This is a genomic window from Streptomyces sp. NPDC015131, from assembly GCF_043079975.1.
Lineage (GTDB): Bacteria > Actinomycetota > Actinomycetes > Streptomycetales > Streptomycetaceae > Streptomyces.
This window is the reverse complement of record NZ_JBIBVB010000001.1, coordinates 285,844-301,577: the sequence shown is the minus strand read 5'-3', so window position 1 is coordinate 301,577 and position 15,734 is coordinate 285,844. Positions and strand designations below refer to the sequence as shown.

The 15,734-nt window shown below is 75.9% G+C and carries 3 protein-coding genes; 1 reads left to right on the top strand and 2 read right to left on the bottom strand.

From position 1 onward, the window contains the following. Positions 1-61 precede the first annotated feature (61 nt). Positions 62-874: an inositol monophosphatase family protein gene (locus tag ACF08D_RS01120; RefSeq protein ID WP_392220312.1), complete on the top strand. Its 813-nt coding sequence runs from the start codon at positions 62-64 to the stop codon at positions 872-874. Between the two features lie 124 nt (positions 875-998). Here the strand turns inward: ACF08D_RS01120 and ACF08D_RS01115 are convergent, their stop codons facing one another. After that, positions 999-1,208: an MbtH family protein gene (locus ACF08D_RS01115; protein WP_392220311.1), complete on the bottom strand. Its 210-nt coding sequence runs from the start codon at positions 1,206-1,208 to the stop codon at positions 999-1,001. Then, positions 1,205-15,535 carry an amino acid adenylation domain-containing protein gene (locus ACF08D_RS01110; RefSeq protein ID WP_392220309.1) on the bottom strand — a complete coding sequence of 4,777 codons (14,331 nt, stop codon included), beginning with the start codon at positions 15,533-15,535 and terminating at the stop codon, positions 1,205-1,207. Before ACF08D_RS01110 ends, ACF08D_RS01115 begins: the two co-directional genes overlap by 4 nt. Positions 15,536-15,734 lie beyond the last annotated feature (199 nt).

Sequence of the window (15,734 nt, the reverse complement as noted above, 5' to 3'; positions counted from 1 at the left end):
TGGCGGCGACCAGCGGCACCCTCCCGCGGGTGGGTGCCCCACCGCCGCTATCCTCCGCGACGTGATCAACTCGTATGCGGACCTTGACGATGCCGGGGTCGCGACGGCCGCGGTACGTGCCGGCGCGGAGGTCGTACGCACCCTGTACGGCCGGCGACTCGCCCGTATGGACAAGGGCGCCGGGGACTTCGCCACCGCCGCCGATGTCGAGGCCGAGGAGGCGATCCTCGGCGTCATCCGTGCTGCCCGGCCCGACGACGCGGTGCTGGGTGAAGAGGCCGGCCGGCAGGGTGCCGCGGAGGCCGCGCGCCAGTGGCTGGTGGATCCCCTGTGCGGCACGCTGAACTACGCCGTCGGCAGCATGCTCGTGGCCGTCAACGTGGCGCTGCGCGGCAGTGCGGCCGCGGTGGCCGACCCGTTCAGCGACGAGATCTTCTGCACCGACGGTGAGACCGCCTGGGTACGACACGACGGTGCCGACGTCCCGCTGGCGCCCACAGCCGCCACCCGGCTCGTGGACGTCAACCTGGATCCGCCGTTCCCCAACGCGCCCGGCTTCCGCGCGGTGGACTTGCTGGCCCAGCACCGGTTCGTGGAGCACTTCCGGCCCCGGGTCGTGTCCACCACCCTGGCGCTGGCCTGGGTCGCCGCCGGCAAGCGCGCCGCGTACGTCACGGACGGCGGTGACCTGTCCGGGAGTGTGCATTTCGCCGCCGGCATCGCGTTGTGCCAGGCCGCCGGCTGCGTCGTCACCGGGATCGACGGCGGCCCGATCGGACCGGCAGGCCGCGGACTTGTCGTGGCCGCGGACGGCGAAACCCACCAGCTGCTGATGTCGATGATCGTGCACGGCAGGCGTCGGACCACCGGATAGGCGTACTCGATGTGGACCGGGCGCGCCACACCCGCCCTCCCCCACCGCCCTGCCGGACGACCGCCCCGTCATACGCCGCCGCCCCGAGGGCGTCCTCGGGGCGGCGGCGGCCAGTCGGGGCGCCTCAGGCGGTCTGGGCCGTCAGGCTCGCGGGGCGGAGGTCCGTCCAGTGCGTTTCCACGTACGTGAGGCACGCCTCGCGGGTGTCCGGGCCCAGGACCGTGCGCCACCCCGCCGGTACCTCGGCGAACGAGGGCCACAGCGAGTGCTGGTTCTCGTCGTTGACCAGGACCAGGTACGTGCCCTGCGGGTCCTCGAACGGGTTGGTGCTCATGCGTTGTCACTCCTCTGGGACGGGACGGTGAACAGCTCCGAGAGCGGCTGTTCGGGGCGCGCGGCCACGGTACGCAGCAGCGCTTGCAGTTCGTCGGCCAGGCGCCGCGCCTTCGCGGTGCCCAGCAGGTCGGTCGCGTGGATGAGCCCGCAGTGCACCGGTCCGTCGCCGCGCGGCTCGTAGAAGCTGAGGGTCAGCTCCGCACGGGCCGCGCCGGTCGGCACCGCGTCCAGGGAGCCCACGCCGCCCTGGAGCTGGTCGAGGTCCGCCTGCTCGTGGTGCACCACCATGACCTGCGGGCCGCTCGGGGGCAGCCCCGTGGCGCGGACGACCTCGTCGAAGGGGACGTCCTGCCGGTCCAGGGCGCTCAGGGTGGTCTCCCGCACCCGGGTGAGCAGCTCCGCGAACGTGGGGTCGCCCGCCGTGTCGGTGCGCAGGACCACGGTGTTGAGGAAGCAGCCGACCAGGTCGGCGAGCTGGTCGTCGGAGCGGCCGGCGACCATGGTGCCGATGGGCAGGTCGGTGCCGGCGCCGTGCGCGGTGAGCAGGGCCGCCAGCGCAGAGTGGAGCACCATGAACATGCTGGTGCCGGTGGCGCGGGCGAGCCGGTCCACGCCCGCGTGCAGCTCCTCGTCGAGGACGAAGCCCACGACTCCGGCGGCCCGGCGGGAGCCCTCGGGCGCGGCGGCGCCGGGCCGGGGCCCGTCCGCCGGGAGGGCCAGCCGCTCCGGTACGCCGTCGAGGGCGTCCCGCCAGTACGCGAGCTGCCGCCCGCCGCGGCTGTCCGGGTCGGCGAGGTCGCCGAGGACCTCCCCGGCCCAGCGGGTGTAGTCGGCGTAGCCGACCGGCAGCGGCGCGAAGTCCGGTGCCCGGCCCTCGGCGCGGGCCGCGTGCGCGGTGGTGAGGTCCCGGAACAGCGGCACCACGGACCACTCGTCGACGGCGAGGTAGTGCATGGTCAGCAGCAGCGCCTGGGCGCCTTCCGGGCCGGTCAGCAGGTGCGCCCGCAGCGGGGCCTCGGCGGTGAGGTCCGGTGCCCCGGCGGCGAGTTCGGCGAGGCGGGCGTCCAGGTCGGCGCACTCCTCGACGGCCAGGGCGGGGGCGCCGGCCGGCCGCTGGACCACGGTGCCGTCCGGCAGTTCGGCGAACGCGGTGCGCAGCGGCTCGTGGCGGGCCACCACGTCGGCGAGGGCGGCGGCCACGGTGTCGGGGTCGAGCCCGCCGGCGGAGCGCAGCACCAGGGCGTGGTCGAAGCCGGGGGCGTCCCGGTACGCCTGCCACTGCCGGCGCTGGCCGGGCGCCAGGGGCAGCGGCTCCCCGGTCGCGCCGCTCGCCGGGCGCAGCGCCGGGCGGGCCGCGGCGGCGCCGTCCAGCTTGCCGGCGATCCCGGCGACGGTGAGCGCGTCGAAGACGTCCCGGATGCTCAGCTCGACCCCGAACTCGGCGCGGATGCGGCCGAGGAGCCGCATGGAGGCCATGGAGTGGCCGCCGAGCGCGAAGAAGTTGTCGTGCACGCCGACCGAGTCCAGCTTGAGGATCTCGCCGAACAGGGCGGCGAGCCGGGCCTGCGTCGCGGTCGCCGGGCGGGCGTCGCCGGTCATCGCGGACCAGTCGGGCGCGGGCAGCGCCTTGCGGTCCAGCTTGCCGTTGGGGGTGAGCGGCAGCGGGCCGTCCAGCGGGACGATCAGCGCCGGGACCATGTACTCGGGCAGCAGGCCCGCCACATGGGCGCGCAGGGCCGCCGGGTCGAGGTCGCCCGACTCCGGTACGGCGTAGCCGATCAGGCGGACGATGTCGCCGTCGCGGTCGGGCAGGACGGCGGCCTGGGCGACCTCCGGGTGGCCGGCGAGGGCGGCCTCGATCTCGCCCAGCTCGATGCGGAAACCGCGCACCTTGACCTGGGTGTCGACCCGGCCGAGGAAGTCGAGGTTGCCGTCGGCGCGCCAGCGGGCCCGGTCGCCGGTCCGGTACATCCGGCTGCCGGGGGCGCCGAACGGGTCGGCGACGAACCGTTCCGAGGTGAGGCCCGGCTTGCCGAGGTAGCCGCGGGCGAGGCCGCGCCCGGCGACGTACAGCTCGCCGACGACACCGGGCGGGACGGGCCGCAGGTGCTCGTCGAGGACGTACGCGCGGGTGTTGGGGTCGGGGCGGCCGATGGGGACGCGGCCGGACGGGGTGCCGCCGTGCTCGCGGGCGTTCCACAGCGTGGAGTTGACGGTCGCCTCGGTCAGCCCGTACGCGCAGATGAGGTCGGCGGTGGCGCCGAACCGCTCGAAGAGGTCCGGCGGGACGGTCTCGGTGCCGACGAGGACGGTGGAGCCCTCGGGCAGTTCGCAGCCGGGCGGCAGCGCGGACACCAGGGACGGCGGCAGGATCATGTGGGTGATCCCCCGGTCGGCGAGGAAGTCGGTGAGCGCCGGTCCGGCGACCCGTGCCTCGTCGGTGATGAGGACGAGCCGGCCGCCGTGGCAGAGCGCCATGGCCAGTTCGAAGGCGAAGACGTCGAAGCCGATGGAGGCGAACTGCAGGACGTGGCTGTCGTGGCGCAGCCCCATCCGGTCGACGGCGGTCGCCACCAGGCTGGAGATGCCCTCGTGGGGCACGACGACGCCCTTGGGGCGGCCGGTGGAGCCGGAGGTGTAGATGACGTACGCGGCCCCGTCCAGGCCGGCGGGCCCGCCGTCGACGGGCGCGTCGGACAGGGCGTCCAGTTCGGCGGCGGTGCCGGGGGCGTCGAGGAGCAGCACCGGTACGCCCGGTACGCCGGGGATCTTGCCCGCGACCGGTTCGGTGCCGACCACGAGGGCGGCGCCGGAGTCCTCGATCATGTAGCTGAGCCGGTCGCCGGGGTGGACCAGGTCGAGCGGCAGGAAGGCGGCGCCCAGCTTCAGCGCGGCGAGCACGGTGGCGACCATGTCGGCGGAGCGGGGCACGGCCACGCCGACGACGCTCTCGGGGCCGGCCCCATGGGCGGCGAGGAGCCGGGCGAGGCGGTTGGCGCGGGCGTCGAGCTGGGCGTAGGTGACGGACCGGTGGCGGTCGACGACGGCGACGGCGTCGGGGCGCTCGGCCAGGCGCCGGGCGAACAGCTCCGGGAAGGTCAGCTCGTCGACCTCGCGAGGGGTACCGTTGAAGCCCTCCAGGACCAGGTGCCGCTCGTCAGGGGCGAGGATCTCCGCCTGCGACAGGGGCTGTTCGGGGGCGGCGACGAGGGCCGCGGCGAGGCGGCGCAGCCGGTCGCCGAGGCGCTCGGCGGTCTCCCGGTCGAACAGCTCGGTGGCGTACTCCAGCCGGCAGGTGAGGGAGCCGGTGCCGCCGTCGGCGGGGGTGTGCTCGGTGAAGCTGAACACCAGGTCGAACTTGGCGGAGCGGACTCGGAAGGGCACGTAGTCGGCCTGGAGGCCGGGGAGTTCGAGGGCGTCACCGGTGCGGGCGTGGTAGCCGACCATCACCTGGAACAGCGGGTTGCGGGAGAGCGAGCGGGTCGGGTTGATCCGCTCGACGACGGACTCGAACGGCACGTCGGCGTGGGAGAAGGCGGCGAGGTCGGTCTCGCGGACCCGGGCGAGCAGCTCGGTGAAGCCGGGGTCGCCGCCGACGTCGGTGCGGAGCACCAGGGTGTTGACGAAGAAGCCGACCAGGTCGTCCAGGGCCTCGTCGCCGCGCCCGGCGATGGGCGAGCCGAGGGGGATGTCCGTCCCGGCGCCGAGCCGGTGCAGCAGGGCGGCCACGGCGGCGTGGACGACCATGAACATGCTGGCGCCGGTCTCGCGGGCGAGGCGCTTGAAGCCCTCGTGGACCTCGGTGCCGAACGGGATGTCCAGTTCGGCGCCGGTGAACGCCGGGCGCGCGGGGCGCGGCCGGTCGGTGGGCAGCTCCAGCTCCTCGGGGGCGCCGGCCAGCGTGGCGGCCCAGTGGTCGAGCTGCCGGGCGGCGAGGCTGCCGGGGTCGGCGGGGTCGCCGAGGAGCCGCTGCTGCCACAGGGCGTAGTCGGCGTACTGGACGGGCAGCGGCTCCCAGGCGGGGGCCGTGCCGGCGAGGCGGGCCTCGTAGGCGGTGGCGAGGTCCCGCAGGAAGGGCCGGTCGGACCACTCGTCGGTGGTGATGTGGTGCAGCAGCAGGACGACGACGTGCTCGTCCGGTGCCAGCTCCACGACGGTGGCCCGCAGGGGCAGTTCGGCGGCGAGGTCGAAGGGCCGGTTGACGGCCGCGTCGATGAGGCCGGGCAGCTCGTCCTCGCCGGCGCGCAGGTGCGTGACCTCCGGGCGGGCGTCGCCGGCGGGCAGCACCCGCTGGAAGGTCCGGCCGTCGGGCGCGGTGACGAACAGGGTGCGCAGCGCCTCGTGGCGGGCGGTGACGTCGGCGAGGGCGGTGGCCCACGCCTCGCGGTCGAGGGTGCCGCGCAGCCGCATGACGAGCGGGAAGTTGTACGCGGCGGAGGTGCACTCGATCTGCTGGATGACCCACAGCCGCTGCTGGGCGTGGGACAGCGGCAGCTCGTCGGGCCGGTCCCCGGCGGTGAGCGCGGGGCGGGCGGCGCCGCCGGAGCGGGTGGCGCGGGCGACGAGTTCGGCGACGGTGGGCGCCTCGAAGAGGTCGCGGATCGCCAGTTCGGTGCCGAGCGCGGTGCGGGCCCGGCTGACCAGGCGGGTGGCCAGCAGGGAGTGGCCGCCCAGGTCGAAGAAGTCACTGTCGATGCCGACGCTGCCGGCGGGCAGGCCGAGCACCTCGGCGAAGAGCGCGCAGAGCGTCTCCTCGCGCTCGTCGCGCGGGGCGCGGCTGGTGCCGGTGCCGGCGAGGTCGGGCGCGGGCAGCGCCCGGACGTCGAGCTTGCCGTTGACGGTCAGCGGCAGGGCGCCGACGGTGACGAGCGCGGAGGGGACCATGTACTCGGGCAGCCCGGCCTTGAGGTGGTCGCGCAGCCGCTGGGTGAACGCCTCACCGGCGGCTTCCCCGGCGCCGTCCCCGGAGGACTGCTCGGGGACGACGTAGCCGACGAGCCGCTTGGTGCCGGCGGCCTCGTGGACGACGACGGCGGCGTGGGCGACGTCCGGGTGGGCGGACAGGACGCCGGATATCTCGCCCAGTTCGACGCGGTAGCCGCGGATCTTGACCTGGTCGTCGGTGCGGCCGAGGAAGTCGAGCAGCCCGTCGGGGCGCTGCCGGACGAGGTCGCCGGTGCGGTACATCCGCTCGCCGGGCTCGCCGAACGGGTCGGCGACGAACCGCTCGGCGGTCAGGCCGGGACGGTCGTGGTAGCCGCGGGCCAGGCCGGTGCCGGCGATGTACAGCTCGCCGGGGCTGCCCGGCGGGACGGGCCGCAGCAGGGTGTCCAGGACGTACGCGCGGGTGTTGCGGATCGGCACGCCGACGGTGGAGGTGGCGCTGTCGGTGGTGGAGCCGCCGAGGGTGTTGATGGTGTATTCGGTGGGCCCGTACAGGTTGTAGCCGTAGGTGCCCTCGGTGCGGCGCAGCCGGGTCCAGACGGTGTCGGGGACGGCCTCGCCGCCGAGCAGGACGAGCGCGGGCCGGTGCTTGCCGGCGGCCTCGTCGTGGTCGAGGAGCCCTTCCTCGATGAGGAGCTGGGCGTACGTGGGGGTCACGTTGACCACGTCGACGCGGTGGGCGTCGCAGTAGGCGACGAGCGCCTCGGCGTCGCGGCGCAGCTCCTCGTCGCAGATGTGCACCTCGTGGCCCTCGACGAGCCAGAGCAGCTCCTCCCAGGACATGTCGAAGGCGAAGGAGACGGTGTGCGCGATGCGCAGGCGCCGGCCGCCGGCCGAGGTGATGGCCGGGTCGAAGATCTCCTTCTGGTGGTTGAGCTGCATGTTCGTCAGGCCCCGGTAGGGGGTGACGACGCCCTTGGGGCGGCCGGTGGAGCCGGAGGTGTAGATGACGTAGGCGGGGTGCTCCAGGCGGCCGGGGGTGCCGTGGGCGAAGGCGGGCCGTTCGGCGTCGGTGACGGCGCCGCCGTCGAGGGTGGCCAGTTCGGCGGCCACGGCCGGGTCGTCCAGGGCGAGTTCGGGCGCGGCGGGGCCGGTGTCGCCGCGCAGGCCGGGGGCGACGGCGGTGGTGGTCACCAGGCACAGCGGGCCGGTGTCCTCGACCATCAGGCGCAGCCGGTCGGCGGGGTGGTCGAGGTCGAGCGGCAGGTAGGCGGCGCCGGTGCGCAGCACGGCGAACAGCGCGGCCACCATGTCGAGGGAGCGCGGCAGGGCGAGCGCGACAACCTTCTCGGGGCCGGCGCCCCGGGCGAGCAGCAGCCGGGCGAGCCGGTTGACGCGCGCGTCGAGTTCGGCGTACGTGAGGACCTGGTCGCCGAAGACGAGGGCGACCGCGTGCGGTGTGCGGGCGACCTGGGCGGCGAGCATGTCGGCGACGGTCTCGTCGGGCACCGGCTCCCGGCTGGCGGCCCAGCCGGAGTGCAGTGCGGCGCGCTCGGCGGGCAGCAGCAGGTCGACGCCGGTGGTCCGGCGGGCGGTGGCGCCGTCGCCGTCGAGGGCCTTGGCGAGCCGGTCGAGCACGGTGGTGAACCGGGTGAGGACGGTGCGCGCGTCCTCGGTGCCGAAGAGGTCCGGCCGGGCGGCGAGGGTGACCCGCAGCCGCGCGCCGGGGGTGACGATCAGCGTGAGCGGGAAGTGGGTGCCGTCCACGTTGGACACGCCGGTGATGCCGTGCCGCTGCCGCAGCCGGGCGGCCCGTTCCTCGCCGTCGGCGGAGCGGAGCACGAAGAGGGTGTCGAACAGGCGGCGGTGGCCGGTCTCCTGCTGGAGGGTGCCGAGGCCGACGTACTCGTACGGCATGACGGCGGCGCGCTCGGACTGCATCCGGCGCAGCAGGTCGAGCAGCGGCTCGCCGGGGCCGTACGCGACGCGGGCGGGGACGGTGTTGAGGAACATGCCGATGATGCCGGCGACGCCGGGCACCTCGGTGGGGCGGCCGGCGACCGCGGTGCCGAAGGCGACGTCGGCGCGGCCGGTCATGGCGGACAGCACCAGGCCCCAGGCGGCGTTGAGGACGGTGTTGAGGGTGAGGCCGTGGCGGCGGGCGAGGGTGCGGAGCCGTTCGCTGGTCTCGGGGGTCAGCAGCGCGTCGTGGTCGACGGGGATCACCGGGCCGGCGTCGCGCCCGGTGGGGGCGACGAGGGTCGGCTCGTCGAAGCCGGACAGCGCGCCGCGCCAGGCGTCGAGGGCGGCGGTGGTGTCCTGCTGGTCGAGCCAGGCCAGGTAGTCGCGGTACGAGCCGGGGGCGGGCAGTCCGGTGGGGTCGCCGCCCTGCTCGTACAGGGTGAACAGCTCCTCCAGGAACAGCCAGGCGGACCAGCCGTCCCACAGGATGAGGTGGTGGGTGACGACCAGCCGGTCGCGGCCGTCGCCGAGGCGGACGAGGAGCAGCCGGCACAGCGGGGCGGACGCCAGGTCGAAGCGGCGGCGCCGGTCGGCGGCGAGGAGTTCCTCGGTGCGGGCGCGCTGCTTCTCGGCGGGCAGGTCCGACAGGTCGGCCACGGTGAGCGGGATCTCCGCGCCGTCCACGACGAACTGGACGGGGCGCGGCACGCCGTCGCTGGTGAAGCCGGCCCTCAGGCCGGCGTTGCGCTCCAGCAGCGCGCGGCAGGCGGCACGCAGCCGGTCGGCGTCGACGCGGCGGTCGAAGTCGAGGGTCTCCTGCGAGAGGTAGACGTCGAGGCCGTCGCCGGCGTCGTAGGTGGCGTGGAAGTACATGCCCTCCTGGAGCGGGGAGAGCGGCCAGATGTCGGCGACGGGGAGCCCGGCGGTCTCCTCGACGCGGGCCCGCTCCTCGTCGGTCAGTTCGAGGCCGCCGAGCGGGGCGGGAGCGGCGGCGGGGGCCTGCGGCGGGGCGGTGGCCGCGGCGGAGGTGAGCTGGTCGAGCAGGGCCTTGAGGGCGGGGTCGACGGCCGCTCCGGAGCTGCTCTGCTGCGCCAGCATCGCCTGGAGGGCGGCGGCGGCCTGTCCCGCGTCGGCGGCGGAGACGGTGACGGCCTCGGCGGCCGGTGCCCCGGCGGGCTCCTGGGCGGTGGGGGCCGCGGGGGCCGCGGGTGCGGCCTCCTCGGCGGTGGCGGCGAGCGCGGCGGGTGTCCGGTGGGCGAACACGTCGCGCGGGCTGGTGGTCAATCCGAGCTCCCGGGCCCTGGTGCTGACGGTGATCGAGGTGAGGCTGTCGCCGCCGAGGACGAAGAAGTCGTCGTCGGCCCCAATGCCCTCGACGCCGAGGACTTCGGTGAAGATGCGGCAGAAGGCGCGCTCCCGCTCGTCGCGGGGCTCGCGTCCGCCCGCCCTGGGCGCCACTTCGGGTGACGGCAGGGCGTTCTGGTCGAGCTTGCCGCTGGGGGTGAGCGGCAGGTCGGCGAGGGTCACCACGGCGGCGGGCACCATGGTCGCGGGCAGCGCCTCGGCGAGGGCGTCCCGCAGGGCGGCGGCGTCGGGGGCGGCGGTGCCCGGCGCGGGGACGGCGTAGCCGACGAGGGCGCCGTCGCGGACGACGACGGCGGCGCGGGCGACGCCCGGGAGGGCGGCCAGGGCGGCCTCGATCTCGCCCAGTTCGATGCGGTTGCCGCGGATCTTGACCTGCCGGTCGGTGCGGCCGAGGTACTCGACGGCACCGTCGGCGCGGCGGCGCACCAGGTCGCCGGTGCGGTACATGCGGCTGCCGGGCGCGCCGAACGGGTCGGCGGTGAAGCGTTCGGCGGTGAGGCCGGGGCGGCCGTGGTAGCCGCGGGCGAGCTGGACGCCCGCGAGGTACAGCTCGCCGGGGACGCCGTCGGGCACAGGGCGCAGGAACGGGTCGAGGACGTGGAGCCGGGTGTTCCAGACGGGCCGGCCGATGGGGACGGCGAGCCCGGTGCCGCCGTCGTAGGGGTGGTACGTGACGTCGACGGCCGCCTCGGTGGGGCCGTACAGGTTGTGCAGGGGCACCGGGCCGCGGGCGGACCGGGAGGTCAGCTCCCACCAGCGGCGGGCCTCGGCGCCGGTGAGCGCCTCGCCGGAGCAGAACACCCGCCGCAGGCTCGCGGCCCAGTCGGGCGCGCCGGGCGTGCCCTCCATGACCTGGGTGAAGGCGGCCAGCATGGACGGGACGAAGTGCAGGGTGGTGATGGCGCGTTCGCGGATGAGGCCGGCGAGGTAGGCGGGGTCGCGGTGGCCGTCGGGGCGGGCGAGGACGACGGTGGCGCCCTCGGTCAGGGGCCAGAAGAACTCCCAGACGGACACGTCGAAGCTGGACGGGGTCTTCTGGAGGACCCGGTCGTCGGGGCGCAGCCCGTACTCCCCCTGCATCCAGGCGAGCCGGTTGACGATGGCCCGGTGGGTGACGGCGACGCCCTTGGGGCGGCCGGTGGAGCCGGAGGTGTAGATGAGGTACGCGGGGTGGTCGGGGCCCGCGACCGGGGCGGCGCCCGGCTCGGCGGTGGCACCCTGGCCGTCGGAGTGGTCACCTTCCACCAGGACGTGCTCCAGGCCCGGTACGGCGGGGAGCCGCCCGGCGGACGCGGCGGTGGTGACGACGGTACGCGCGCCGGAGTCGGTGAGCATGAACGCGACCCGGTCGGCGGGGTAGTCGAGGTCGAGCGGCAGGTAGGCGGCGCCCGCCTTGAGGACGGCGAGCAGCGCGACCATCAGCTCGGCCGAGCGGGGCACGGCGACGGCGACGTACCGCTCGGGGCCGGCGCCGAGGGCGCGCAGCCGCCGGGCGAGGGCCTCGGCGCGCCGGTCCAGTTCGGCGTAGCTGAGGGTGGTGTCCTCGAAGACGACGGCCGGCGCCTCGGGGGTGCGGGCGGCCCGGTCGGCGATCAGCGAGGCGAGGGTGGCCTCGGGGACGGGCCGGGCGGTGTCGTTGAGCGCGGCGAGGTGGGCGTGCTCGCGGTCGGTGAGCAGGCCGGTGCGGGCGAGGGTGCGGCCGGGTTCGGCGACCAGGGTGCGCAGCAGCGCGGTGAACCGGTTGGCCAGCAGGGCGACGGCGACCTGGTCGATGCGGGCGGCGTGGTGCTTGAAGCGCAGCAGCAGGCCGTCGGCGCCGGGCTCGACGATCAGGGCGAGGGGGTAGTGGACGGCGTCGGTGACCTCGGCGCCGGTGATGCGCAGCTCTCCGGGGTCGGCGGCGGCGGACCGGTCGCCCGTGGGGTAGTTCTCGAACACCACCAGGGTGTCGAAGAGTTCACCGCCGGTGGTGCCGGTGAGGCGCTGGATGTCGGCGAGGCCGAGGTGCTGGTGGTCCAGGAGGAGGGCGTGCTCGTCCTGGACGCGGCGCAGGAGGTCGGCGAGCGGCTCGTCGGCGCGCAGGGTGACCCGGGCGGGCACGGTGTTGATGAAGAGGCCGACCGCCGCGTCGAGCCCGGCGACCTCGGTGGTCCGCCCGGAGACGGTGGTGCCGAAGACGACGTCCTGGCTGCCGGTGAGGGCGCCGAGGAGCACGCCCCACAGGCCGTGGACGACCGTGCTGAGGGTGAGGCCGTGCGCCCGGGCGCGGGCGGTCAGTTCGGCGGTGAAGTCCTCGGGCAGCCGCACGTCGACGTGGCCCGGCAGGGCGGGGGCGGCGGCCGGGTCGTCCGTCCCGGGGGTGAGCTGCGGCAGCCGGGTGGGGCCGTCGAGACCGGCGAGTGCCGTGCGCCAGGCGTCGCGGGCGGCGTCGCGGTCGCGGCCGGCCAGCCAGGCGAGGTACGGGTGCGGGGAGACGGGCTCGGGCAGGGTGTCCGCCCGGTAGGCGGCGGTGAGTTCGCGCAGCAGGACGGAGACCGACCAGCCGTCGGCGACGATGTGGTGCAGGGTGAGCAGGAGCCGGTGGCGGCGGCCGTCCCGGACGAGGGTGGCGCGCAGCAGCGGCGGGACGGCCAGGTCGAAGCCCCGGGCGCGGTCGGCGGCCAGCAGCTCGTCCAGGCCGGTGGTGGCGGTGTCGGCCTCCGCCCAGGGGAGGGTGACGCCGTCGGTGACGCGCTGGACGACCTCGCCGCCGGGGAGCTGGCGGAAGGAGGCCCGCAGCAGCGGGTGGCGGTCCAGGAGCAGCTGGAGGGCGCGGCGGAGCCGGCCGGGGTCGACGGGGCCGTCGAGGTCGAGCAGTTCCTGCACGACGTACAGGTCGGCGGCGTCGGTGTCGAACGCGGCGTGGAAGAAGAAGCCTTCCTGGAGCGGGGAGACGGGCAGCGCGTCCTCGTCCAGCTCCACCGGCGCGGCGGCGGTGGGGCCGCCGGCGGGTGCGGGGGCGGCGGTGGTGTCCGCCGACCGGGCGAGGGCGGCGACCGTGCGGAGCCGGAAGACGTCGCGGGGGGTGAGCGCGAGCCCGGCCTCCCGGGCGCGGTTGACCAGCTGGATGGCGACGATGCTGTCGCCGCCCAGCTCGAAGAAGCTGTCGTGGACGCCCACCGACGGCAGGCCGAGGACGTCGGCGACGAGCGCGGCGAGGGCCCGCTCGGTGCCGGTGGTGGGGGCGTCGGCGCCGCTCATCGCGGTCCAGCGGGGCTCGGGCAGGGCGCGCCGGTCGAGCTTGCCGTTGGGGGTGAGCGGCAGCGGGCCGTCGAGGACGACGACGGCCGAGGGCACCATGTAGTCCGGCAGGGCGTCGGCGATCCGGGCGCGGGCGGCCGTGACGTCGGCGTCGGTGGCGTCGCTCTCGCCGGTCAGGTAGGCGACGAGGCGCTTGACGCCCCGGTGGTCGTCGCGGACGAGGACGGCGGCCTGGGCGATGCCGGGGCAGGCCATGAAGGCGCTCTCGATCTCGCCCGGTTCGATGCGGTGGCCGCGGATCTTGACCTGGCCGTCGGCGCGGCCGAGGAACTCCAGGTTGCCGTCGGCGCCCCAGCGGACCCGGTCGCCGGTGCGGTACATCCGGGTGCCGGGCTCGCCGTAGGGGTCGGCGACGAAGCGCTCGGCGGTGAGTGCGTGGCGGCCCAGGTAGCCGCGGGCGAGGCCGCGCCCGGCGACGTACAGCTCTCCCTCGGTGCCGACGGGGACGGGGCGCAGCGCCGCGTCGAGGACGTAGGCGCGGGTGTTGGGGTCGGGGCGGCCGATGGGGGCGGGGCCGGGGCGGCCCGGTTCGGCGGTCCAGAGGGTGGAGTTGACGCTGGCCTCGGTGAGGCCGTAGGCGACGACGACCTGGACGCGGCCGGCCCAGCGGGCGATCAGTTCGCCCGGTACGGCCTCGGTGCCGACGACGAGGACGGAGCCGTCGGGCAGTTCGCAGTCCTGCGGGAGCGCCGAGACGAGCGACGGCGGCAGGATCATGTGGGTGGCGCGGTGGCGGGCGATGTAGTCGGTGAGGGCGCGTCCGGCGACGCGGCGCTCGGTGGGGACGACGATGATCCGGCCGCCGACGCACAGCGACATGATCAGGTCCCAGACCGTCACGTCGAAGCCGACGGAGGCGAACTGGACGACCCGGCTCCCGGCGGTGATGCCGATGCGGTCGGTGGCGGTGGCGATGAGGCTGCCGACGCCGTCGTGGGGGACGACGACGCCCTTGGGGCGGCCGGTGGAGCCGGAGGTGTAGATGACGTACGCGGCCTGGTCGAGGGCGACCGGTACGCCGGGGTCGGTGGCGTCCAGGGCGGCGACGGCGTCCACGGTGGCCGGGTCGTCGAGCAGGACGTGGGTGACGCCGTCGGCCGGGGGCAGCGCGCCCGCGAGGTCAGCCACGGTGACGACGGTACGGGCGCCGGCGTCGGCGAGCATGTAGGCGATGCGGTCCTGCGGGTGGTCGGCGTCCAGCGGCAGGTAGGCGGCGCCGGCCTTCATCACCGCGAGCAGCGCGACGACCAGTTCGGGCGAGCGGGGCAGGGCGACGCCCACCACGTCCTCGGCGCCCACGCCGTGCCGGGCCAGCAGCCGGGCGTGCCGGTTGGCGGCGGCGTTCAGTTCGGCGTAGGTCAGCTCGCGGTCCTCGTACACGAGGGCGACGGCGTCCGGGGCGGTGCGGACGCGCTCCTCGAAGGCGGCGGGCCAGGTCACGTCGGGCACCTCGCGCGGGGAGGTGCCGAACTCCTCGAGCAGGACGGACCGTTCGGCGGCGGAGGTCAGCTCGATGTGGCCGACGGGCCGCTCGGGGGTCTCGGTGAGGGCGGCCAGTACGGCGAGGAAGCGCCGCTCGTGGTCGCGCAGGGTGTCCTCGTCGCAGACGGCGGCGTCCGCGTCGAGGTGGAGGGCGACGCCGTCGCCGCCGCGGGTCTCGGCGAAGCTGACGGCGAGGTCGCTGACGGGGCCGAGCCATTCGGGGCGGAGGTCGGCCTGGAGGTCGCCGAAGCGCAGGTCCTCGGGCCGGGGCAGGATGTTGACGGTGGGGCCGGTGAGTTCGGGTACGCCGTCGACCAGGCCGAGGTCCTTGGCCAGATCCTCGGCGCGGTAGCGGCCGTGCGCGACGGCGTCGGCGACCGCCTCGCGGACCTGGGCGACCAGAGCCGTCCCGGTGGTGCCGGGGCGGACCGTCAGGCGCAGCGGGACGATGTTGGAGACCATGCCGGGGACGTCCGCCGCCGCGGAGCCGTGCCGGGCGGCGACCGGCAGGCCGAGGACGAGGTCCTGTTCGCCGGTGGCGCGGTGGAGGTGGGCGGCGACGGCGGCGATCAGCACGCGGGAGGGCCGCACTCCGGCGCCGGACGCGGCGGCGCGCAGCCGGGCCACGTCCCGGGCGGGGAGCTCGGTGGTGCGCCGCAGCCGCCGGGAGGTCAGCGCGGGGGCGCGGTCGACCAGGCGTACGGGTTCGGGCCGGCCGGCCATCCGCTCCCGCCACCAGGCGCGGTCGGCGGCGTACCGGTCGGACGCGCGGTAGGCGCGGTCGTCGGCGACGAGCCGGTCGAGGGTCCAGTCGGGGCGGGCGGGGGCCCGGTCGCCCAGGGTGTAGAGCTGTCCGGCGCGGCGGGTCACCAGGGCGACGCCCATGCCGTCGGTGACCAGGTGGTGGTAGCGCTGGTACCAGCGGACGCGGTCGTCCGCGAGGCGCAGCAGCGCCTGGGCGGACAGCGGTCCGCGGGCGAGGTCGGCGGGCCGGTCGCGGTCGGCGGCGATCCAGCGGGCGGCGGCCTCGTCGGGGTCGCCGGCGGCGCGCAGGTCGACGACGGGCACGTCGACGGAGGCGGGCCGGGGCGACTGGAGCGGTCCGGCGGGCCCGTCGGTGATGCCGACGTGCAGGCAGTCGGCCTCCTCGACGGCCTGCCGGACGGCCGCGGCGAGGCGGTCGAGGTCGGCGGTGCCGCGCAGGTCCAGGGTGAAGACGATGTTGTAGGCGGTGCTGTCGGGCTCGATCTGCTGGGCCAGCCAGATACCGGCCTGGCCGCCGGTCAGCGGGGTCCCGGAGGCGGGCGTCCGGTCCGACTCGACGTCAAACATCGTACGAAGTGGCCTTTCCCTGGTGGTGCGTCGGTGGTGGGTGGTGTCCGGTCCGGCCGGGGCCGCGGGCGGCGCCCCGCGCCCGTACGCGGGCGGAGGCGCGGGTACGCGGGCATGGGCGCGGGCCCGGCCGTCGCGTGTCCGGCCGGGCCGTGCGGGGAGGGGCGGGCGCCGGTGGCACGGACGTTCCTTGCCCGGG